Source organism: Nostoc sp. NMS9, from assembly GCF_017114995.1.
Taxonomy (GTDB): Bacteria; Cyanobacteriota; Cyanobacteriia; order Cyanobacteriales; family Nostocaceae; genus Nostoc.
Genome location: NZ_JABXKL010000066.1, coordinates 127,412 through 150,979, shown reverse-complemented (window position 1 = coordinate 150,979; position 23,568 = coordinate 127,412). Strand labels below are relative to the sequence as shown.

The following is a 23,568-nucleotide window of genomic DNA, read 5'->3' as shown; positions in this document are numbered from 1 at the left end:
TATAGGCGAGCTTGAGCTAAAACACTGTAAAAAATAGCCTAAATTATTTGCAATATAGTCCGTTGTATTACTTAGTTAAATCCAGTTGCCGATCAAAACAAAGCCAGACCAAAAGAACGGTTCGTGGAAATCAGTTTGGCGAATTAGACTAATTTGTGCTTGTCTTAGTGCTTCGGCTTTAGTGATTTTGGGTTGTCGCAGTTGGTCATAAAAGCGAGTCATTAGCATCGCGGCTGCCCGATCTTTGACGGGCCATAGGGTGGCGATAGTTGAGCGAGCGCCGGATTTGACAGCCAAGCCTGCTAGTCCCAGGACGGCGCGATCGTCTCCTGCTGCTGTATCACAGGCACTTAGTACCAGCAACTCGATGGCTTTCGATGGATCTTTACCCCGATTTTTTAGGAGTTCAGATAACTCTTTAACATTGACTTCTCCATCCCAAGTGAGCAAGAAGGTATCTTCGAGGCGGGAACTAAACTGTCCGTGGGTTGCTAGGTGGACAATACCTGCACTACTAGATTTCACCCGTTCAGCAAGGGCTTGACTGGTAAATTTTTGGTTCAGCAATAGAGAGGACGACACGGACTTGGAGATTTGTTTCACCTCTGATTCCACAGCGGGCAAAGCACTAAAACCAGCGCGAGATTGGCTAATGCCACCGACGATCGCACTGATGTGCTTTTGATGAAGCGATCGCGTCGCCATCAGTTGCAATCCTGGCGAGAGCGCCACAGCATACTTCTCGATCAGATATTGCTTACCGTCAAAAAGAGCTGCTATGGGAATGTTCCGCAACCTACCATCTAAAACAAACACCAATGTTTTAGTATCAATTAATGCTCGATCTGCTTCCTCTGGACGAATCAACCAATCATAAATCTGTTGGGACAATCGATCCCGGTCTTTGGAATCTGAGACAGGGTTAAGAGCAACCAAAAAATTGTCTAGAGTCTGCTCAATTTCAGCTTGAGATTTGTGAGTGACATAGGAACGGAGTGGTTGCCCTGCTTTGGAGAGAATTACTGTTAAACGATCTGGCAAGATGATCGGATAAATGACAGTTGCAGTGGGATCAACCTGATCAATTTGTTGAGTTCTATCTAAACAGGCTTCCCGAAAAAAGTTATCGAGTTCCGCAATTTGGAGTGACTCAATCAATTCACGAGCTTGTATTAGTTCTGCTTGACTCGGTTGATCCTCTAGAAGTAAATCAACCAGTTCCCGGTAGACCGGCTCTACACTGGTGCGAAAAGAGAACTGGACATCAGGGTTGATAGCCACCAAATCTCCCCGCAGTGCCTTTAAGGCGTTGACTGCTTCTGTATAGGCGGTAATCGCTTTTGAGCGATCGCCTTGTTGTTTATACAACTGTCCCACCTGCCAAGCAGATTGAGCAATGATATCGTTAGCTTGGAGTTGGCGGGCAATGTTGAGGGATTTCTGAGTTAACTCCTGTGCTTGAGATAACTGCTGTGTACGCTGATAGAGTTTTCCCCACTGATTTAGTGCGTGAGCTTCGGCTTGAGTATCCTGGATTTGCTGTGCAGATTTGACTGTGATTGCCATCAGTTGTGCCAAATCTTTCAGCGGTAAGATTGGGTCAGAATTTGACTGGCGGTTGAGGGTGGCAACAAAATTGATCGCTGCATAGAGTGAGGTGTGACTGGGGGGCAGTTCTCGGAGTTGTTGGAGTAGTTGAGGTGCGAGTGGGTTAACAAACTCCAGTTTGTCGTAATTGAGGAAAAGTTTGAACTGAGCTAAACGCGCTTGTAACTGATCGCTTGGGTTAGTTGTTAAGAGTTGAGCCTGTTCAAAGTAATCTAATGCGGCTTCCGGATCTTGCAAGTCAACGGCAGTTTGGCCCAGGCTGATCAGAATAGAACTTAACTGGGGTTGGGCTGAAATTTGGCGAGCGATCGCTAAACTTTGCTCCAACACCTCTTGACTTTTGCCATCACCAATCATTTGCAAAGCTAAACCAAGCGATCGTAACCCACTGACTTTGATTTCATCATCCGGCATTGCTTTGACCTTTTGCATTAGCGCTTCCAATTGCTGTTTCGAGCGGCGGTAAAAGCCCAAACTTTGTAATGCTTGTGCCTGGTTGATTTGACTGCCCAGGCTGCCCATTTTGTCACCTGCTTGCTCATAAAATTTTTGCGCTTGTTGCCAACTTTCCAGCGCAGTTTCAGCTTTGCCGATATGCAATTGCAAATTCGCCTGCGTATTAAGTGCCTGCGCCCAGAGAATAGGATCGGCGGCATGGGACGTTTGCAACAGTTTCAGGCTTTGCTCAATAGACTGTTGGGCTGGTTTCCATTGATTAAGTTCCTGTTGTGCCAGTGAGAGGTAACTTAAACTGAGAGCTTCGTTCAGGCGATCGCCTTGGGTATGATACTGTTGTGCTGCCGTTTGCCAAATCGTCACTGCTTCTGCAAAGCGTCCTGAATGGTAGAGTTTTCGTCCCTGTTCTAGCCAATTACTAGGCTGGGAAGTTGGTGCTGAAGTATTTATAGTAGAAGTTGTCGATACTTGCAAAGATGCTCTAGCAGGTGTGATAATCAATGCCAAACATAAGCTCACAATACTCAGACTTATATATAGCCAACGACGTTGTTTGATTTGGAAAAGCATAAATAATTACTGATAGTTTCAAGATCAGTCAAGCACTCACCTAATATTGCCCAACGGATCGTGCGATCTATCAGTTCCAGCTTTCACCGATCAGCCTTTGTTGAGCGATCGCATACAATTAAAATACTGTGTCATTCCGGGTAAACCTATGACCACCTTCTTTCGCACCGATGCAGACTTACGTTTCCCCGACAGCGACGGCAAGCCAATGGCAGACAATACCGAACAGTTTCGTTGGATTGTCCTAATTAAGGAAAATCTGGAAATTCTGTTTGCTGACCAACCTAACGTATTTGTGGCGGGAGATTTGCTATGGTTCCCGGTGAAATCGCGCTTAATTTCACCAGTTGCGCCGGATACAATGGTGGTGTTTGGTAGACCGAAGGGACGACGGGGGTCTTACAAACAGTGGCAGGAAGACAACATTGCCCCACAAGTTGTATACGAAATTCTCTCACCCAGCAACAATGCAGAGGAGATGGAACGCAAGCTAGAGTTTTACCAAACCTACGGCGTGGAAGAATACTATCAGTATGATCCAGACCGCTACGAACTCAAAGGTTGGCGCCGTCTTGGTGAACAGTTGTTACCAATTGCTCAGATGGATGGATGGACGAGTCCTCTGTTGGGAGTTCGATTTGCAGTGGGCAACCATGAACTGGTGATTTATCGACCAGATGGGCGGCAATTTTTGAGTCCGGTGGAGTTGGAGCAACGAGCAGAGCAGGAACGTCAACGAGCAGAGCAGGAACGTCAACGAGCAGAACAGGCAGAACAACAATTGCAGGATATACAAGCGCTGCTCCAGCAGTACCGCGATCGCTTTGGGGAATTAGATAGTTAGTTCTAGAAAAATTAACTCTTGGGAACAGCAGCACAGGTTAAAGATGGTTGTATATACGCTGGTTGAACCGCAATTAATTCAATTTTACCGTCAGCATTGCGATGCCAGGTTGTGGCTTCGACGAAAACCTTTGAGGATGCTGGAATCTGGGCATTTAGCTCACCTGTTTTGCGGTAAGCAGACAAATCTCGTATATCATCCCAGGTACGTAGGCGTAGCCCATCGTAGACATTACTCGTCACCTGATTAGGATTTTGTGGGATGCCACCCCGTCCCGTTGCAACAAAACTACTGCCTTGATTGTTGGCGCAGCCTGTGGCAATTTGCTGAGATGGGTCAATTACATTTGCTGGTAGTTCGACTAAGCCAGAATTTGGATCAACGCCAATGGTATTGATTTGCACATTACCATTCACACCGAACTGTGAACTCGCCGTAATATCATTGTCAGGGGTGAGTTGGTCGCGGAATTTTAGTCCAAAGATGCCTTGGGTAGTGATTTGAATATTGCCCCCCCGACCTTTAATGGCATTAGCAATAATGTCACTGTTTTTTAATCCGGCGATGATGGGTGCATTAATATTTATATTACCTCCATCACCATTACCACCTGCTGTTGCGGCGATCGCGCTATTGTCACGCAGCACCAACAATTTCCCAACTTCTAAGGCGATATTACCTCCATTACCTGATTCTGTTTGTGCCTGGATGCTTCCTTGACGGTCTAATCGGATGGTATTGGCTGTGATTTTGAGACTGCCACCATTGCCGCTACCTTGACTGGTGACACTGACTGTCCCGCCATCTCTCAGGGTTAGGTTCGGCGTTGTGATGCTGATCGTACCGGCATCGGCTGTCAGTATATTAGGCAAACGAAGTAGCTTCTGGAATGTTGGGTTTATGTGCATGGTAGACGAGTCGATGGCGCTATTTCTTAACTTAGTGCCACCACTAATTTGGATGGATTCTGTAGCATTTACGCTAATATCTCCTCCATGACCGACAAAAAACGAGCCTGTGGTAATTGTTCCCCCATCTAGCAGTTGTAACCTGGCAGTATCTAGTGTTATGGTTTTGGCATTTCCTCTACTGAAGGCATTTGAGCTAATTACAGTGGGGGTAGGTCGGGAGCTACTTCCCCTGATGATGGTATCAATGTTGTGAATGATAACTTCACCACTGTCACCAACACCCAGCGACGCTGAAAACAATGCTCCACCATTAGATATTAGTAAACTATCGCCATTGACGAAGATATTACCTGCGCTCCCGGAACCAAATGTACTAGTGTTAATAACGCTGGCATTTGAAGTGCTCAGCGAGAAGCCAGATATCTCTAGCGCTAAGGCATCGATCTGAATATTGCCACTGGCAGATACTCCATAGGTTATGCTACTTAATGCCGCTCCCTGCTGGAGGCTGAATCGGGGAGTAATGACGCTGATGTTACCACCAGTTCCAATCCCCAAGGTTTCACTCCGAACTCCGCTGGTTGTACCAGTCAGATCGATTCCTGCCGATGCCTGAAGATGCAGGTTGCCACCGGGGAGATTACCGAGATTTTGTGCCAGCGCCAGCGAGCTATCGGTAAATTGGATCTCTTTACCCTGAATTTCAACCGAACCTGCATTCATCCCACTCACATCCAGCAGCGATCGCCCAGTGAGTTGAACGTTACTAAAGCTTTGCCCATTAGCATACCCAAGCGTATAACCCTGAGCAGTTGGTATCAAGTTAACTAGCCCTATGCCACTCACACTGCCCAATTCAATTTGCCCTTGTTCGGCAGTTAGGGTTGCCCCATTCAGATTTAGATTACCACCCACCAACGCCAGAGTTTTTCCAGGCTGTACTCGCAGTTCTGTCGGACTAGGAGTGCGAGTGATGGAAGCTAGATTATTGGTAAGGCCTAAGGTTAAGGCATGTCCTGTGCCTTGAATGTTGATCGGTGCGGGATTGCTACCCATTTGCAGACCAAGGGGAACATTGATGCTCAACAGTGGGGTAGTTTGGGAATTAATCGCGCTAAACTCAACACCATCGGCAAATTTAATACTATTAGCAGTTGTACCAATAAACGATCCGCCAATATTCAATTGGGCATTTGCGCCGAAAATAATCCCACTGGGATTGAGCAGAAAAAGATTAGCGCTACCATTCGCCCGTATTAAACCATCAATTTGGGAAATACTGCCTCCAGTGACGCGGCTGAAGATATTTTGCACATCTGCGGCGTTGTTGAAGAAAGCAGAGCCGTTGGTAGGAACTGAGAATTGGCTGAAGCTATGGAACAGGTTGTTGCCAACTCGATTACCGTTGGTGATAGTAAAGTTATTGCCAGTTTGAGAGACATTAGTATTCAATGTGCCATCAGGAGTTACCTGGGCGTTGGCAAAGCCGCACCAAAGTGGCATTAACATCAACGGCACTATTCCACCGCACAGAACCAACCAAGTAGAGATTGTTGTCATCGCCAAGCCTTTATTTATACTTTGTATTTAGCCCAAAATGATATTATCTTGAACCGATCGCTTCCCTCAAAATGCTGAATAACTCACTGAAAAATACAGTCCATTTTCCTGGAGCGATCGCTTTTCACCGTCCACTGAGATTAGGGGAATGCCCCAATCTAGGCGGGTCAAGAAGTCATCACCCTGTTTCCACAACAGTCCCAACCCAGTACTAACAAGCGTACTCGGTGATGGATTTTCGCCTTTGGTATTCCAGCCTTTGCCAACATCAATGAAGGGTGTCAGTTGCAACACTCCGCCAATTTTGGCAGCGCGGACAATTGGGACTCGAAATTCCGCCGAAAATAACAGACCATTATCTGTGAGTAATGCGTCTTGGCGATAGCCCCGCACACTTAGCTGTCCACCAAGACCAAATTGCTCTAAAGGTACTAAGGAATCTGCTGCCAATTGGAAATCGCCCCTAGCTAAAAATAGAGTATCTGGTGCTAATTGCCGCACCCACTGCGCCTGTCCCCGCCACGCGAAAAAGCGGCTATCTGGTTCATTATTACTGACATTAGCATCGAACCAATCTACGCCAAAACTCAATTGCGATCGCGCCGCAAATACATACTGGTTGCTTCGCTGGGTATATTCTTGAAAAAAGCGCAGAGCCGAAATATTGGTTTTTCCGTTCGCATCTGCACCTGGGGAGAGTCGAAACGGCCCAATGTTATCAATACCTAACTCAGTTTGGCTTGACTGGCGCGAGAATGATACCCCCACTGCCAACTCTTGGTTTGGTTTTTGCATCAGTGGTTGCCGATAGCTCAATTCGTAAGAGCGGGTATTTGATTGAATATCAAGGACGCTGAATGGTTTTTCAATCACATGGTTCCATCCCTCGCTAAAACCGAAGGATACAGTGCCATTGTGGGCGTTAATCGGCAGCGTGTAACTGGCATTGATGGTATTACTGCCATCGGTATTGGCATATCCCACGCTCAAGGTATCGCCCAAACCCAATAAGTTGGCTTCTTGCAGATCCACTCCCCGGCGAAAACTGCCCACACTTGGCGATCGCCCATTATCCAGGCTTGCTGTCAGCTTAAAAGTTTCTGCTTCTTCAACCTCCACTTGCAACACATTAGTTCCGGGTTGCACGCCTGTCTGCAACTCGGCTGATAGGTTTTGAATCCGCGGATCGAGGCGGAGTAGTTGCAGCTTTTCTATTAAGTGTGGTATATTTAAAGGCTTACCTGCACCAAGTTTGATGCGATCGCGAATGTATTGAGTGTGTAATCGCCTATTACCGACAATCTTAATTTCTTGCAAACTACCCTCAATCACCTGAATTTTGATTGTCCCAGCTTCTATTATCTGCGGTGTAATCAATGCGCCTGTGGTGACATAGCCGTTATCAGTGTAGAGTTTGGTGATGGCATCTTTAACTTGCAACAACTCTGCAAATGTCAGTTCCCGGCCCACAAAGGAATTTGTGACAGTAGCAAACTGTTCTGCTTTGAAAACTGTACTGCCCAAAACTTCAATGCGATTGACCCGAAATTTGGTATTAGGGTCATTCTGCTCCAGAATCGGCTGATTCGGTAGTTTTAGGGATGGAAGCAATTGATTCTCGTCTGGTGGCTTGGGTAGCACATCCGACGGTAACGGAGTCTCAGGAATATCATCTAACCGACCTGGGGGTAATGTCTGAGGTTCGGGAGTTTGGGCGATTGCATCCTGATAGTTGCATAATATTGCAGCGATCACAAAGCTGAGTGTTATAAATCCAGCAAAAATCCTCAGTTTGCCCACGGACTTGCTTACCTTTGGCTGATTTATAACCAAGGTTTTTCTAACCATTATTTGTAATTAAATAAATTAGGGATTAAATTTTTAATACTTGGAAAGTATAAGTAAATAAGTGGTAAGTACTATAAGACTCATATCTGATTTCTGAACAAAATTTCAGATAAAACCCTGATAAAACGGGCTTTTGAGTCTCAGTGTGTTTTCAAAAATCAAATCGGAGTCCTATATATCTAACTTAAATTTTTTCCAAAAAGATCAGTAATATTACTATTTGTCAAAAAAAGAATTCAGGAGCAAAGCAGATACGAGAAGGGTATTCTGCCCAAAAAAATATAACTAGGTTAAATACACCCACAAAACTTGAAGTTTGGTGGTTTGCAAAATGCTTGCGGACTCACTACCGCTATGGATAAGCAAGCTATAACAGTCCTAAATGTGAAATATTTTTCTGTTGGCAGTCAAGAGTCATTTGTCCTTTGAATCACAAATGACTCTTGACAAATGACCAAGGACGACCATAACAAAAATTTTCACAATCTCATTTAGGATTGCTATAGCAAGAGCATCTTGATTCTGAATTCAACCTTTTCTTCAATTAATTTGATATTTTTAATTATGCAAGTGTATCAAGATGATTGCACCATATCCAAAGCAAAAGTCAGAGCAAAGATTTCCTCGGCTCTGAACTTGGTAAGAGAGTATTATTCTTTAAATTCCCTAACTTTAGTTATGGGAATTCACTGTTAGCTGATAACTGTTAAGCAGCATATTTCACTGACAAATTAAGATGTACTTATCCTGTTTGATTTTTTTGCAGTCTGATTCACGAGGTTTCAGAGGCTTTTTCATCTTTAGGATAAAGAGAGCGAATTAACTCCCGAATTACATCAGTTGCTGGTCTGCCAGTCGTTGAACAGTATTGTTCAAGCTTCTGTGCCTCGCCTGATGTGAGATTGATTGTAAGTCGTTTAACAGCCCATTTTTTATTCATGTACTAGACAAGGTATGTTTTTAAACTACTTCTCTAATATCAATCATCTAAACTGCTCTTACAATGGTATAAGTAATGACATTTAGTTCAAGTAATCATGAAGTTAAATAGGATATTTTTCCAAGTAATAGTGAAGAGATGAAGTATATTCTAGATTATAAAGTTCAGCTACTTTCTGGGCAGTAATTATAAATAGAATGTAAAAATAACATTAAATATATCAATACCAAATAAGTATTATCACAGAACAGTTGAGGATAATAATATAAAAAAAGTTGGCAGCCCTAGCAAATAGAATTCGCGGCTACACACATCAAACCTACCTTCAGGGGTTTTCAAGCCTGGATTTTCTTTTAGACTACCTGGTGGGAAGGACTTGCCTACGTTTGTGTCGTAGCGAATTTCATTTTCCCAATATTTTTCAAACTTAGTACACAGTTTCGTAAATTCATGACCAATTGAGGGTTTGAGTTTAAACCCAGAGGGACACAGAGTATAGCGCAAAGGAGCGCAAAGTTTGTTTTAGTCCATTCGCTACGAACTTCAGGGTTAGCTGTACTTATACCATTTCTTTGTGAGGCTGCACCAAATTTTCTTGGCTTCTTATTTCTTTCTTTGTGTCCTTCTCTGACGAGACGCTGCGCGAATGCGTTCTTCTCTAACGAGACGCTGCGCGAATGCGGTTCGTTCATCATATAGTTTGGCGCATCTTCATACAGAACTGGTATTAGTTGGTTTTAATTGTTAATAAGTCATGTGTTGATAATGTATCGGCAGCAGATTTAATCACATCAAATGACATTCCCGACCTTTCTGCAATATCTAATAGAGTATACTGACCGTCAGATAAATTTAAAACCCACAAGATTGCCATTTCATTTAGCCCGCTATCTTTGTTACCACCAACTGTCCGATATATTCCTCTTTTACCTAACTGTGGCTCACATTTGGGATTTTGGTTGTAGTAGATTTCGTTATTGTTGAGGATATACAACATCGAATGACATTGAAAGAATGACTCGGCAAGATATTGGGGTTGAACGAAATTTAAATCATCTGCTGAGGTATGGTATTCAGGAAAACTACCATGAGGCGATCGCATGAAGCAACCTACAGCTAAATTAAATCCAGGTGAGCAATATTGTCGCTCATCATAGCCATAGGGGAAAAAATCTATAATTTTGTGATCTTGTTTTGAGTTTTTGAGTACATAAGCAGCAACTTTATCGATTTCAGTGTCACCTCTACGGCTTTTTTTGTAAGTAAAGTTGCCTGAATCTCCTAAACAAGTTAATACCAAGCCATGTTTAATGTTATTGACTTTAGCTTCATTGAGAGCCAACCATGTAATTGAGCCAATGGTTCCAGGAATCCAAAGAAATCTATAGGAATATCTTGATGTAGTTTGACTTAAATATTTAGCGATAAAAGTAGCGATCGCAATTCCCGAAAGATTATCATTACACAGTGAAGGATGACAGGCATGGCAAGAAATCAAAATTTCATCAGTACTGTCTCCTGGAATATAATACTCACCATAAGTCAAATAACCTGCTTCCAGGGAAGAATCAATACATACTTCATATTCTTTATCTTCTAGTTGCAAATACTGGTTGTGAGTGAGGCAAAAACCCCAACTTTCCTTGTAATATGAAGTTCGGTAAGGAATCCAATTAGGATAATCGGCAAGTGTAAATAGATGTGATTTAAGTTCTTGAAGAGATATTTTTTGATGTATAGGAATACTATAGTTAACAACGTGCAAATTTGAATTATTAAAATCTATAATCTTTTCACCTTGAGAGTTTTTAATATAGGCATCTTTAATATTCCATTCATTAGGAACTGTCCAATCAAATACCTCTGTTCCTGTTGGCACTTCATGAACTGACAAAGGAATATACTGCTGAAGAATTTTTAAAGTTTCTCTAAAACCATCACCTGTAATACTACGACAAATAGGATATAAATCAGAAATTAGTTGGTAAATTTTTAGACTGATATCCTTTAAGTTAAAAGAATTTTTTAGCTCGACTAAATTAATATTCTCAAGTCTATCTGCAACCATAAGTAGAATCCTTGTTAACTGGTGTATCCAATCTTTTTTTGATGTTTTGTATACCAATTTACAGTCAATTCCAAGCCCTTTTTTAGAGGAATTGAAGGTTGCCAACCCAGTTTATCGTATGTATAAGCCGTATCAGCTACTCTTATTCTTTCCATCGGCCGCTCAGGTAAAGCACCAAATAGTGGCTGGATTTGAGGGTTGACCAGATTAACAAGCTCGGACACAACTGCATGAATGGGTACTAGTTCTCCCGAACCTAAGTCGAATGTACAACCCTCTATACTAGGAACTTGTGTTGCAGCGAGAAGTCCTGCAATCACGTCATCGATATAAATCCAATCAACTTGACGCTTTCCACTACTAAGTTTTGGAGCTTGCCCTTGCAACAAGGAAAGAATAACAGAAGGAACGATCTTATACACATTTTGCCCTGGCCCATAGGTCATAAAGGGTCTAACAAGAACTACAGGTGTCTGATAGAGTCGATGGAACATCCGAGCATAAGTACTACTAGCAAATTTAGCAATAGCGTAAGGAGAAGAAGGAACTACTTCAGGACGACCTTGTTCTGGTTCCTCTAAAGAAGCTATCAACACAATGCGACTACAGCCAATTTCGGCAGCTACCGTCAATAAGTTAATAGTACTGGTCAGTAGACTGTGAAAGGTAGGCAATATGAACTCTAGATTAGGAACTGCTGTCACAAGACCGGATAAATGGAAGATTACGTCAGGTTTAATGCTGTGGAAAAGGTTTTGAACAAACTTAATATCTTCCATGTCACCGCGCCACCATCGCAAGCAGCTGATATCAGAAGTATGAAAACTGCGAGAAACAGCATGTACTTCTGCACCATTGTGGCATAGATGACGGACTAAATGAGATCCTAGAAATCCGCTAGCACCTGTAATCAGTATTGTTTGTGCAGACAATTTTTCAACAGAGTTCACCATTTATTGCTTACAGACTGGAGTTTGGAAAACAAAAGTTCTTCTACAAGAGATTGTTTGTTGTAGACAACAACAATGTGTCAGTAATTGGGCAGAAGTCAGTGCCTCGTAAGAAGTCGCCTAAAGAAGTTCCTGTACAAGCTGAATCAATATTTGGTGCACCCTGTTGAGCTATGACATCATCAAAATGTACAGTTCTAAAGTCAATACTGAAACGGGTATAGCCTGATGTGTTGGGAATAGTGGAGTGCATCTGCGCTCCTGAAAACAGAATCATGCCACCGACTTGTGTAATTAACCGCAATTGCGGCTCCATTTCTAAAGTTTCTTCCGCATGGGGTTGCTTGCGCGTATCTGTTTTAATGTGCTGTGCCGCATTTTTGCGACTTTCTTTAGTCCACTGAGCGTAGTTATAATCTCTTGAGCTATTCTTAACTGGTTGACTCCAGTAGCGGGGATGGAATGCCATCGCATTCTCTGGGGTAATATCGTAGACAGGAACCCACCAGTTGATCTGGCACTGAGGAGCAGAGTACCAGGTGTCACGATGAGGATGGAAAGCGTAAGCAATGCCAGCAGTCAGATAGCGATCGCTGGTTACTGTTCTCAGGCGAGGTACATCGAAATAGGTTTTGTTCAAGTCACATCCACTTTCTTTCAAGATGCCTTGAATGAGTTGTTTTGATTCAGGGTGATGGATAAAAGTTGGCTTGAGTTGTGCTAAAATCTCAACGTATTTCTCTACAGGCAGGCTATGTTGTGCTTCTCTCGGATCTAAAGGGGCAAACGCTTCTTCAACCAGACCACGAGCAAAATCACATAGAGCGATCGCACTGGCGCAAGCAGAAAAAACAAACACTTGTCCATTATAAAGATGCTTGCGTCTGATTTCATCACTAAAAATCGAATCAAAATAAATTGTATTCACTTCGCTCCTCATCTGCTGTAACAAAGTTTGAACACAGTGTTAAGTATGAAAATCAAAATTTAATTTTTCAAATTTTGATTTTCCGTGTCTCTGCGCCTCTGTGCGATCCTAATCCTATATTTACTCAGCAACTATATATTTCTATATATTTTTAAATTGATCTTAAAAGTCTTACATCACCGTAGGCGTTACAATTTTTTTCGATTCAAATAAACTCCAAGCCCGATCTTTATCAGAAATTTCAGTCACAGATACAGGCCATTCAATACCAAAAGCTGGGTCATCATAGCGATACCCGCCTGCATATTCTGGTGCATAAAAGTCACCCATTTGATACATCACCTCCGTCTCATCGCTCAGAGTTTGAAAACCGTGAGCACACCTATCTGGGATATAGAGAGCAAGACGATTTTCAGCAGTTAACTCTATACCAATGTGAGATAAATAGCTAGGAGAATCTGGACGCAAATCGATAATTACATCATAAATAGCTCCCCTGATACAACGCACCAATTTTGTTTCCTGAGAAGGAGGCATTTGATAATGCATACCCCGCAATGTTCCTTTTTTATAGTTAAAAGATAAATTGCATTGGGCAATAGTAGGTTTTAAGCCATGATCTTTAAATTCCTGAGTACAGAAACTCCGAGCAAAAAAGCCGCGAATATCTCGGTGCAGTTCTAAATCAACAATAAATGCTTCTTTTATTTTAGTTTCAGTAAATATCATAAATTTGCAAACTTGAGATTAAATTCAAATTCTAATTTTTTAGAAAAATATTTTTCGACAGTAAAATGCTTCAGCATATTTACTCGGTGAATTTGATTCAATCCCACGAATTCTGAGAATTGAACGAAAAGTTTCTTCTGTAAACCACTGCTTATTATTCTGGGTAGCAAACGCATCCAAAATATATTGAATTTTTCGACGGCAGAGTGTTTCATTTAAATGGACAAAGAAATTAGGAATACCCAAATCACCATCATATTTGGGTATTTCATATTCCAAAATTAAATGATTTCTAAAGGTATTCCAAGTAAAGTCAGAAATTAAGCGATGATCTTGATGGCGATCGTCTCGATGATGAGTAAAGATTATATCTGGTGAAAATTCTTGCTTCAACTGTTCAAAGCATTCCTTCACCTCTATCCCTTGAAAAGGTAGAAAGCCATCTCGAAAATTTTTAATGATAATTTTCTTGACTGGGATTTCTTTTAAGAAGAGACTAGCACTTGTGGTTGCTTCCTCTGCTCTTTGCTCATTGGAACTAAAGACAACCCAATAGATAATAACATGTTGGTAATTTTCTATCAGCTTTAAGATTGTGCCTCCACAACCAATCTCGATATCATCGCAATGAGAACCTAGACAAAGAATTTTGTACTCAGATTCTTCTGTCTTATTCAACCTAAGTTGGATCATACATGGTCGACTTGTACTTGTTCATCTCCCCAAACTTCCCAAGGTCTTTTGCCTTGAGCATACATATCATCCAACTGTTGTTTCTCTTTAAACGTATCCATTACTCCAAAAAAGCCAGTGTATTTATATGCAAAAAGTTCTTCTTTGGCAATCAATCTTTGAAAAGGCTCCATGACCAGTTCTTCACCATAATTTATATAGTTAAAAATCTCTTTTTTAAAGATAAAATATCCTCCATTAATCCAAATATCACATTGTTTTACATCTTGGATATTTTTTACCAACCCATCTTCTTTCATGTCAACTAAGTGAAAAGTTTGGCTTGGTCTGACACATAAAAAACTACCGATTTTATCACGTTCATAAAAATTATTAATATACGTTGGTAAATGTAAGTCTGTCAAACCATCACTATAATTAGCTAAAAATACTTCTTCTCCTTCTAGATACTTTTCTACTGCCTTGAATCTTTGTCCAATATTGGCAGTTAATCCTGTATCTACAAATGTGATATTCCAATCTTGAATATCCCGATTAAACAACTGAATTTTGCTTCCATTGGAAAGGCTAAAGTTATTAGAAAGCCATTCATTGTAATTCAAAAAATAGCTTTTAATTAGGTCAGCCTTGTAACCAAGACATAAGATAAAATCTTTGTGCCCATAGTGAGCATAGTATTTCATTATATGCCATAATATTGGTCTATAACCAATATTAACCATTGGTTTAGGAATACTTTCGGAATACTCTCTCATTCTAGTTCCTAAACCACCACAAAATAAAACTACTTTCATGTCACTTACCCCTTGTTGATAATAAAAAATATTCAATACCTAAGAGTAGACATTAACTTCAGGAATTGGTACAACAAATTGACCTCCCCAATCACGGATGTAAGCTATTTGTATCATAATTTCATTTTTCAAATTCCAGGGTAATATTAGTATATAGTCAGGCTTTGTTTCGGCAATTTTGTCTGGATGAAAAATCGGAATATGAGTTCCTGGTAAAAATTGACCCTGTTTATAAGGATTACGGTCTACTGTATAATCAAGAAAATCTGTGCGGATACCGCAATAGTTTAAGAGAGTATTTCCCTTACCTGGAGCACCGTAACCAACAATCGATTTTCCCTCCCGCTTAACTTCGATCAAAAAATCTAATAAGTTGCGTTTAGTTTCTTTAACTTGTTCTCCAAAGGAAAAATAGTATTCTAATTGCGTAAAACCAGCCGCTTCTTCTCTATTTTTTAGTTCTGATACTTGGTCGCTAATAGGTTTAGAAGAGTCTTCATTGTGGCGGGCATAAATTCTCAAAGAACCACCATGAGTAGTTAATTCTTCTACATCAAAAATTGTCAAACCGTGAGCAGCAAAAATCTTGTCTACAGTAAGAAAGGAAAAATAAGAGAAATGCTCATGGTAAATAGTATCAAACTGATTTTCCTCGATTAACCGCATCAAGTGGGGAAATTCCATAGTAATTACACCATGCGGTTTGAGGATAATTTTCATTCCTTTGACAAAATCATTGAGATATGGTGTGTGAGCAAGGACATTATTTCCGAGTAATAAATCTGCCTGTTTGCCCTTAGCAACCTGTTCTTGCGCTGTCTCCTGTCCAAAAAATTTGACAACTGTAGGAATACCTTTTTGAATTGCTACCTCAGCAACATTTGCTGCTGGCTCTATTCCCAGCGCCGGGATGCTTTTGGCAACAAAGTATTGCAGTAAGTAGCCATCATTACTAGCAATTTCTATTACCTGACTTTCCTGGTTTAATTGGAAACGTTCTACTACCAAATCAACATATTTTTTGGCGTGTTGCAACCAGCTATCAGAATAGGAAGAGAAATAAGCGTAGTCGCTAAAAATATTTTCTGGACTAATGTATTCTTGGAGTTGAACTAAAAAACACTTCTCACAAACATAGACATGCAGAGGATAAAATGGCTCTACTTCATTGAGTTGTTTGAGACTGCGATAACTTTCGCAGGGAGGAGACATACCTAAATCTACAAAGGTATGGTGTAACCCTGTCCCACAGAATAGACAGTTACCAGTTATTAGCCGATTATTTGTTGGCTGTAGTAAATTCATAACTTATTATATAAAATTTTTAAACAGTCTGCCAGAAGAAATCTCGATCGATTTGCTGAGTGCGAATGAGGTATTTTAGTTGTTTCAGGCGAGTAAAGCCTCTAGACTCAAATATTCCTCCATCCATATCAATTTGCTGGAAGACATTATATAGTTGTTGAGCACCACGCTGGGCATCCCATTCACATTTGAATCCTGGTAAATTTTGGTTAATCTTATTAAATAAAACCCGATAACTGCGGTTATCAGGATCGTGTTTACCAAAGCTCAATTGACAATCTGTAAAAACTTCTGCAACTATTTGAGCAATTTGTTTGACTTGATGGTTGCTATTTGTATCGCCGACATTGAAAATTTGGTTGTGAATTACATCACGCGGAGCTTTTAAGGTACAGATAATTGCTTTGCAGATATCCAATAAATGCACTAGGGGACGCCAAGGCGTACCGTCGCTGTTCATCTTGATTTCTTTAATTGTCCATGCCCAACCTGCTAGATTGTTTAAGACAATATCAAAGCGCATTCTCGGAGAAGCGCCATAGGCTGTAGCATTTCGGAGAAAGGTGGGAGAAAAGCCATCATCAGCAAGGAGTTTCACATCCTGTTCGACAAGTGCTTTGCATTTGGCATAAGCTGTCTGGGGATTGATGGTAGACTCTTCGCTAACATAATCTTCAGTGGCAAAACCATAGACACTGCATGATGAAGTATAGACAAAGCGTTGGATTCCAGCTGCTTTTGCCAGTTTCGCTAAATGTACTGAGCCTTTGTGGTTGATATCGTAGGTGATATCAGGGGCTAACTGACCTAAAGGGTCGTTAGAGAGTTCTGCCATGTGAACTACTGCTTCCACACCTTGCAGGTCTTCTGTTGTAATGTGGCGGATATCTTTGTTGAGGGTTTTGGCAGTTACCTTGGTGCCGTTATATAGCCAACCTACTTTATAAAAGCCAGTATCTAAACCAATAACTTCATGACCTTCTTGGATCAACAGAGGAGCTAATAATGAGCCGATATAACCTTCAGTTCCAGTTACAAGTATTTTCATATCCTAAGCTATGATCGCAGTTTGTGGGGGTTTTAATTCAGTAGAAATATTGTCTTGGGTATTATCTACAGGTACTGGTAGGAACTTAGTAATGATTTCTTCTCGTAGGGGAGCGGCTTCATCTTGAGTCAACCAAGCGAATAACTTTGCTACTGCTTGTGGGGAGCGATCTATTTTGAGGGACTCTTGCAGTATAGACAAAGCCCCGGCGATATTGCCCACCTGGAGAGGAATTGCTACTCGTGTCAGACAATAGTTGAAATTTTGGCTGCGAGCTTCGGCGGTAATCTTTGCGCGCTGCTCAATGGGAAAATAGGTATCAGAAATTTCAATCGCACGGCGAATAGCTTTTGGCATATTTCCAGAAAGCCAATTTGCAGACGTCAATTTTTGGGTATGTTCGCGATAACGTGCCAAAATGCCTGGTTCGTACCACCAATCGTAACCAGCAGCATAGCGTTTAAAAATTTCCCAGTCAGAAATTTCAGTTAAGTTCGGGTAATGCCCTCCTAACTGTTCGTAAGCAGTTCGACGAATGACTATTGCAGGTATGGTTACTAGACCACAGACACCAATCTGGGACAGCCAATTTGTCATGATGCCCCTGTGTTCTCCATACAACGAAACTACTTCTCCAGTGTTGATCGCTTCTCCTTTTTCGTTAATATATTCAAAACCCGTACAACCAACCCCAACTGTATCTGGGCAAGTTGCAAGACTTTGCTGGAGGCGTTCATAAAAACCTGGAAGTACACAATCATCATCATGGAGAACATGCACCCACTGACCGCGACTCAGGGCAATCCCGGCGTTATAATTTCTAGCTCCACCAATATTTTCTTGATTGCGGTAGTAGCGGATTATTCCTCCCCCAATACTGTTTACTAGATCAAACAACGGTGGTGTACTGGCATTATCCATTACCAGAATTTCCATCTGCTCTGCCCCAGTCCATTGCACCAAGACGCTAGCCAGACATTCCAGGAGATAATCGGTGCGGTTATATACCGGAATCACTACAGTCCAAAATGGTCGAGGTTTCTCTGGGTCTGTTACAGGTGGAATCGCTGGAAACTGATAGTCGCCAACAGTAACCTCACCTTGAGGAATGGGGGGAGTAACGAGCATTTCTTGAGTGATGACAGCATTCTGGTAAGCAGATACAGCTTTGGCATAGTGAGGATTGAGTAAAGTTAATGCCTGACGATACACAGAAATCGCCTCTGCTCTCTTGTTTTGAGCTTGGTAAACCTGACTCAAACGGATGTAGATTTTCCAGTTTAAGGGATTGAGTTTTAGGGCTTGGCCATAAGAGGCGATCGCTTCTTCCCATTGAGCTTCTTCTTGCAGGGTATTGCCTAAGCTATAATATGTCTCTGGCAAATTTGGGTCAAGAGCGATCGCTTGACGATAATAATTAATTGCTTTCTTGAAATCCCCTGCGATTGTGCAAGAAAGTGCCAATTTCTGATTCAAATCCGTGTAGTGTGCTTGTTGAGCTTTTGATAGTTTACCTTGCGCGTTCAGGGCGTTGCCTAAGTTGACTTCTGCTTCGGCGCAATTGGGCTGAAGTTCTAAGGCTTTTTGATAACAAGTAACTGCTTCATCAAACTTGCCTTGTTGTTCTAAGGTATAACCCAAGTTATTATGTATTGCTACTAGCTTTGACTCTAGAGCTATAACATCAGGCAGAGAAGCAAAATCAAAATACAATAGAAACTTTGGGTAAGGAATATTTTGAAAGTTTTTATTTTCTTGCTTAAATTTTTGAGATAATAAAACTAATTTTTTATCTCTATTTTTTATCTGAATATCGTTCAGTTTTTCTAAAAGCTCACCATCTAATTCTCTGCCGCCATTTCTCGAAAATGCGTTCTTTTTTAAGAAATGTGTGTGCCAGAAAATAAAGCCTAAATAATAAGGTGTGATTCCTTTAAATTGAATCGCTTCACAGAATGGAATTTTTGCATTTTTATCGAAAATATTTTGCTGTGAAACTGTCCAATATGCCACATCTCCATCACCAGAAGCAGGACATTTTAAATTTGTGTAGTAGTTGGGATCATCTGGGCGTTGATATAAATTTACTCCTGAAAAAAATAAGGCTGTATTTTGCAGATGATTTTGCTTCAAATAATTATAAATAATTTTTAATTTTTCAGGAATGCCTACGCAATCAGCATCGATATAAACGCAAATTTTATACTGCGTCTTACTGAGACCAAAATTAGAATAAAAAACGAAAGAATGAATGTTGTTTACATCCAATTCAACTTGTTCTTTTGTAGAAAATGAATAGACGTGGGGTAAGTAATGAAAAGCCCGTATTTTCTGAGGATATTTTTGTGCAAATGCCTCTATTATTTGAGGAGTTTTGTCTGTACACTGATGAAACACAATTACCAATTCATCTACATAATCAATCCAAGATTCGATCGTTGGTGCTAAAAATTCCTCTTCATTGCGAACTCGCATCAGACCACTAATACCATCTTGTCGATTTTGTGGCTCAAAAGATGAAGTATTTATAGTAGGATACTTAACCTGAATAATTGACATACTTTTTAGTCCAAGACTATAAAATTTTTGTTTTTTCCTAAACAAGCCTTTATAAAGGAAGTGAGATAAATCTTGAGGCAATTTCATCACGCAGAGGAGCTGTTTCTTCTTGTGTTAACCACCTGAATAACTTTGCCACTGCTTCAGGGCTACGATCTATTTTTAAAGCCTCTTCTAACGCTTGGTAAACTCCAACCAGATTACCAGCCTGTAGGGGAATTATGGCTGATTCTAGACAATAAAGAAAATAATGATTCTGCGATTGGGCGGTAATCTGTGCCGAGTATTCAGTGGGAAAATAACTCTTTGAAATTTCAATTGCACGGCGGATAGATATCATCTGTTTCCCAGAGAGTAACAGTTCGCTGGTAACATTGTTAGCATGGTGGCGGTAACGAGCTAAAATTTCTGGTTCATACCACCAATCGAAAACAGAGGTAATGCGTTTATAAACTTCCCAATCGCTTGTATAGGTCAGTTCAGGATGATATACGCCCAATTGTTCGTGCGCTTCTCGACGAATCACTACCGCAGGCATATTCAATAAGTTACTAACTCCAATAATTTGCAGCCAATTTTGGGCAATTCCTCGCTGCTCTCCATAGACTTGTTGGCTGAAAATTACTTCCCCTTTCTCGTTAATATTTTCATAACCTGTAAAAGCGGCTCCTACAGAATCTGAACACCCTTCTAGACTTTCTTGTAGCCGGGAATAAAAACCTGGGAGAATATAATCATCGTCGTGCAGTAAATGAATCCAATGACCGCGAGTTAGAGCAACTCCGGCATTCCAATTTCCTGGCAGACCGAGATTTTGCGGATTGCGATAGTAGTTGATTATTCCTTGTCCAATACTATTCACCACTTCAAATACTGGCGTTGTACTAGCATCGTCTATGACGATGATTTCCATCTCTTCTTCTCCTTGCCATTGGGTCAATACACTGACAAGGCATTCGAGTAGATAATCTATGCGGTTATATACAGTTACCACCACACTCCAGAAAGGACGCTTACCTGTATTTGCTACTGTCGGAATAGTCGGAAAGCTGTATTTCCCTACAATTACCTCCCCTTGGGGAATTGAGGGTGTGACTGGTACTTGTTGAGGAATTTTAGCATCCTCACCAGTTGCTAATGCTTTGGCATAGTGGGGATTAATTAGCTTTAACCCTTGTCGATAGGCAGAAACTGCTTTCTGGTATTGGTTCAGTTGTTGGTAAATTTTGCCTAAATTGAGATATACTTCTCCATCGTTGGGATTAAGTTCCAAGAGTTTTTGATATGATGCGATCGCCTCTGCTAATTCCCCTTGTTCTTGCAGCGCCAAAGCCAAGTTATAATGGGCTTCTAACAAATTTGGTTGTAGTGCGATCGCTTCCTTGTGACAAGTAACAGCATTTTTCAAATCCCCTGCTTTTTTCCGGGCAACACCCAATTGATTATTTAATTGTGCATAGTACATTTGTTGATTGCTGGAGAGCTTACCTAGAGCGTGTAACGCATTGCCCAAATTAGCCTCTGCTTCGATAAAGTCTGGCTTTAACTCTAGAGCTTTTTGATAATAGTTAATTGCTTCTTCAAATAATCCTTGTTGTTGCAGAGTATAGCCCAAGTTGTTGTAAATTGGTAGTGAATTAGGTAATAAAACTAAAGCTTGCCGATAAGCTTTCTCGGCTTCGGAAAACTGTTCCTGAACTAAATGCAAATTACCTAAACTGAACCAAGTTTTAACAGAATCTGGTTGAACTTGTGAAGCTGCACTTAGCCACTGTTGAGCAGTTTGGGGTTGCCCCATCTGCTGCGCCAACATCCCTAAACCATATAAAGCTTCAGGGTTATCAGGTTGTTTTTCCAGAACTTGACTATATAGCAGTTCCGCCTCTGATAAACTATTCTCTCGTTGCTGTTCAGCTGCTAGTTCGAGGATTTCAGCTACTTCTGTTTTATCTAGCGATTCAGCTTCATCCTTTTCACCTGACTGATGCTTTTGCACCGCAATTTGAATAAGAGATTTAACTTTAGATTCTGAAATATTCGTAGTATTCATAACTATGTAGTATCTATAACTATATTTAATTTGATATTAGATTGTTATAGATTACTATAACTTCAGAAGATAAGTGATAACTATCAATAAAATATTTTATTTATTTTTGCCTGTTAAAAAAGCAAGCTTATTCAATTAAGACAAAACAGAGATTTTGTCAACAGTATGTGCGAGAAATAATCCTTAATTTAGTAATCAAAAATTACCAACTCAAGTAATTTCAATGCGTACACCATAGAGGTTCCTGTTAGCAAAATCTCTTTCAGAAAAGGTATCGACATTTTTTTGTGCAATCAGATTTTTTACTCACCTGATTGTTTTGACTGAGATGCTTGTAGATCGGATTCTGTTAGGGAATGAAACGAGCAATTAGCCTTAAGCAAATTATATTACCGAGCTGATGTCACTGGCACTCAGGTTTGAAAATAGTATGCTTTGTTGAGGATTATTAAAGAGAGACAAAGATTTACCGAGAGACAAAGAATTACCGAGAGACAAAGAATTTAAGGTGAGAAGAGCGCCATCGTTGGTATCTGTGATATTACCTCGACTTCCCCAGCCATCTAATACAAGCTTATCAACACCAACCTGGAAATCTTGAATGACATCAAAGTCTTTTTTAAGCAAGGTATCACTACGTTTGAAAGTAAATGTGTCATTACCTTCGCCACCAACTAAGACATCATTACCACTACCACCATTCAGAGTATCATTGCCTTTACCGCCATAGAGTGTATCATTGCCATCGCCACCATTTAGCAAATCATTACCTTGGCCGGCGTCGAGGTCATCATTACCTCTGTTTCCAGATAGCTTATCATCCCCTAAGCTGGCATAAAGTTTGTCTGCTCCGTTGGTTCCCGTCAGATTATCCTTCCGAATCGTGCCATAGATAACATCTCTACCCAGGTTGCCGATTAAAGTATCTCCTGCCAATTCAACAGAACTAGTATTAATTTTGACTATAGTTAGGTTGGTATTGCGATTAAAATTCCGTTCATAAGTACCAACAGCACTACCATTCAAGAAGTCAGTACCATTATCGCCATCAATATCAGAATCTTCATCACGAGTGTCGATTGTGATATTGCGACTACGACCAACTGTTAGATCCCCGATTTGCTCTGAGGTGACTAATTTACCCTGGATGCCAAAATAATCTAAAACTTTGGCCCTGTTAGGGTTTGTGGTATCTAATACCAAAAAAGTGGTTGTAGACTGACCCTTGTTATATTCAACGTCAGGATCTTCAATTTCTTTAGCTGCCAATTTTAAATCTGCTGAAAAATCAAAAGAGAAGCTTTCATTACGACCAACCGCAAAACTAGCAAGTACCTTTGCTTCGCTGTTGGAAGTACCTTCAAACTGACCACTTAATCCAACGACAGCAGCCTGAGTGAAAAGTGATGAAAAAGTTGGATCAAAACTTGCTTTAGCCTCAGCAATTGCAGCAGTTACGCCACCTTTAACTAATGTATCTGCCTGGGTAGCAGTTAAAATGCTTGAAGTACCTTCACTATAGTTAGAAAAAGTAGCATCCCCTTCAGCGGTAACAAAATTAGGACTAGGATCGGGCTTGGGATCGGGCCTATTATTGAGATTAGTTCTACCATTGAAAGAAAGTAACTTTAGAGGTGTCAGTCTTAGACTTACTCTTGATGCCATAAAAAACCTGTGTTGATTTTGTTAGTTAACAAATTTGCGCGT

General features: G+C 40.8%; 16 protein-coding genes. 1 reads left to right on the top strand and 15 read right to left on the bottom strand.

The window, feature by feature from the left end:
- Positions 1–75: 75 nt before the first annotated feature.
- Positions 76–2,634, bottom strand: coding sequence for a CHAT domain-containing protein (locus tag HWQ40_RS19900; RefSeq protein ID WP_292780779.1), 2,559 nt, complete (start codon positions 2,632–2,634; stop codon positions 76–78).
- Positions 2,635–2,782: 148 nt separating this feature from the next.
- Here HWQ40_RS19900 and HWQ40_RS19895 point away from each other — a divergent pair, with 148 nt between their 5' ends.
- Complete coding sequence (locus HWQ40_RS19895) at positions 2,783–3,478, top strand: Uma2 family endonuclease (RefSeq protein WP_292780839.1); 696 nt, start codon at positions 2,783–2,785, stop codon at positions 3,476–3,478.
- A gap of 11 nt (positions 3,479–3,489) precedes the next feature.
- Here HWQ40_RS19895 and HWQ40_RS19890 read toward each other — a convergent pair whose 3' ends face one another.
- The 14 genes from HWQ40_RS19890 to HWQ40_RS19825 all read right to left on the bottom strand — a co-directional run bounded on the left by HWQ40_RS19890 (position 3,490) and on the right by HWQ40_RS19825 (position 23,526).
- Positions 3,490–5,949: an S-layer family protein gene (locus tag HWQ40_RS19890; protein ID WP_292780776.1), complete on the bottom strand. Its 2,460-nt coding sequence runs from the start codon at positions 5,947–5,949 to the stop codon at positions 3,490–3,492.
- Between the two features lie 66 nt (positions 5,950–6,015).
- Positions 6,016–7,797 (bottom strand): ShlB/FhaC/HecB family hemolysin secretion/activation protein, encoded by a 1,782-nt coding sequence (locus tag HWQ40_RS19885; RefSeq protein WP_292780774.1) that lies wholly within the window; start codon positions 7,795–7,797, stop codon positions 6,016–6,018.
- A 772-nt stretch (positions 7,798–8,569) separates the two neighbouring features.
- Positions 8,570–8,737 (bottom strand): CopG family transcriptional regulator, encoded by a 168-nt coding sequence (locus HWQ40_RS19880; RefSeq protein WP_094348841.1) that lies wholly within the window; start codon positions 8,735–8,737, stop codon positions 8,570–8,572.
- Positions 8,738–9,464: 727 nt separating this feature from the next.
- Positions 9,465–10,805 (bottom strand): DUF4910 domain-containing protein, encoded by a 1,341-nt coding sequence (locus HWQ40_RS19875; RefSeq protein ID WP_292780772.1) that lies wholly within the window; start codon positions 10,803–10,805, stop codon positions 9,465–9,467.
- A 14-nt stretch (positions 10,806–10,819) separates the two neighbouring features.
- Entirely contained in the window at positions 10,820–11,758 is a 939-nt protein-coding gene (locus HWQ40_RS19870; RefSeq protein ID WP_292780770.1) for an NAD(P)-dependent oxidoreductase, read from the bottom strand.
- 40 nt (positions 11,759–11,798) lie between these two features.
- On the bottom strand, positions 11,799–12,683 hold the full coding sequence (locus tag HWQ40_RS19865; protein ID WP_292780767.1) for a hypothetical protein: 885 nt from the start codon (positions 12,681–12,683) through the stop codon (positions 11,799–11,801).
- A gap of 171 nt (positions 12,684–12,854) precedes the next feature.
- Positions 12,855–13,412, bottom strand: coding sequence for a dTDP-4-dehydrorhamnose 3,5-epimerase (gene rfbC / locus HWQ40_RS19860; protein WP_292780764.1), 558 nt, complete (start codon positions 13,410–13,412; stop codon positions 12,855–12,857).
- A 39-nt stretch (positions 13,413–13,451) separates the two neighbouring features.
- The gene (locus tag HWQ40_RS19855; RefSeq protein ID WP_292780762.1) at positions 13,452–14,105 is read right to left on the bottom strand and encodes a PIG-L deacetylase family protein; all 654 of its coding nucleotides are present in this window, start codon (positions 14,103–14,105) and stop codon (positions 13,452–13,454) included.
- Positions 14,102–14,899, bottom strand: a complete 798-nt coding sequence (locus HWQ40_RS19850) for a sugar phosphate nucleotidyltransferase (RefSeq protein WP_292780759.1) — start codon at positions 14,897–14,899, stop codon at positions 14,102–14,104. Before HWQ40_RS19850 ends, HWQ40_RS19855 begins: the two co-directional genes overlap by 4 nt.
- 39 nt (positions 14,900–14,938) lie before the next feature.
- Positions 14,939–16,204 (bottom strand): class I SAM-dependent methyltransferase, encoded by a 1,266-nt coding sequence (locus HWQ40_RS19845; protein WP_292780757.1) that lies wholly within the window; start codon positions 16,202–16,204, stop codon positions 14,939–14,941.
- Between the two features lie 19 nt (positions 16,205–16,223).
- A complete protein-coding gene (locus HWQ40_RS19840) occupies positions 16,224–17,252 on the bottom strand; it encodes an NAD(P)-dependent oxidoreductase (RefSeq protein ID WP_292780754.1) in 1,029 nt (342 codons plus the stop codon).
- Positions 17,253–17,255: 3 nt separating this feature from the next.
- On the bottom strand, positions 17,256–19,811 hold the full coding sequence (locus HWQ40_RS19835; RefSeq protein WP_292780752.1) for a glycosyltransferase: 2,556 nt from the start codon (positions 19,809–19,811) through the stop codon (positions 17,256–17,258).
- Between the two features lie 49 nt (positions 19,812–19,860).
- Positions 19,861–21,861 carry a tetratricopeptide repeat protein gene (locus HWQ40_RS19830; protein ID WP_292780750.1) on the bottom strand — a complete coding sequence of 667 codons (2,001 nt, stop codon included), beginning with the start codon at positions 21,859–21,861 and terminating at the stop codon, positions 19,861–19,863.
- Between the two features lie 384 nt (positions 21,862–22,245).
- On the bottom strand, positions 22,246–23,526 hold the full coding sequence (locus tag HWQ40_RS19825) for a calcium-binding protein (RefSeq protein ID WP_292780748.1): 1,281 nt from the start codon (positions 23,524–23,526) through the stop codon (positions 22,246–22,248).
- Positions 23,527–23,568: the final 42 nt, after the last annotated feature.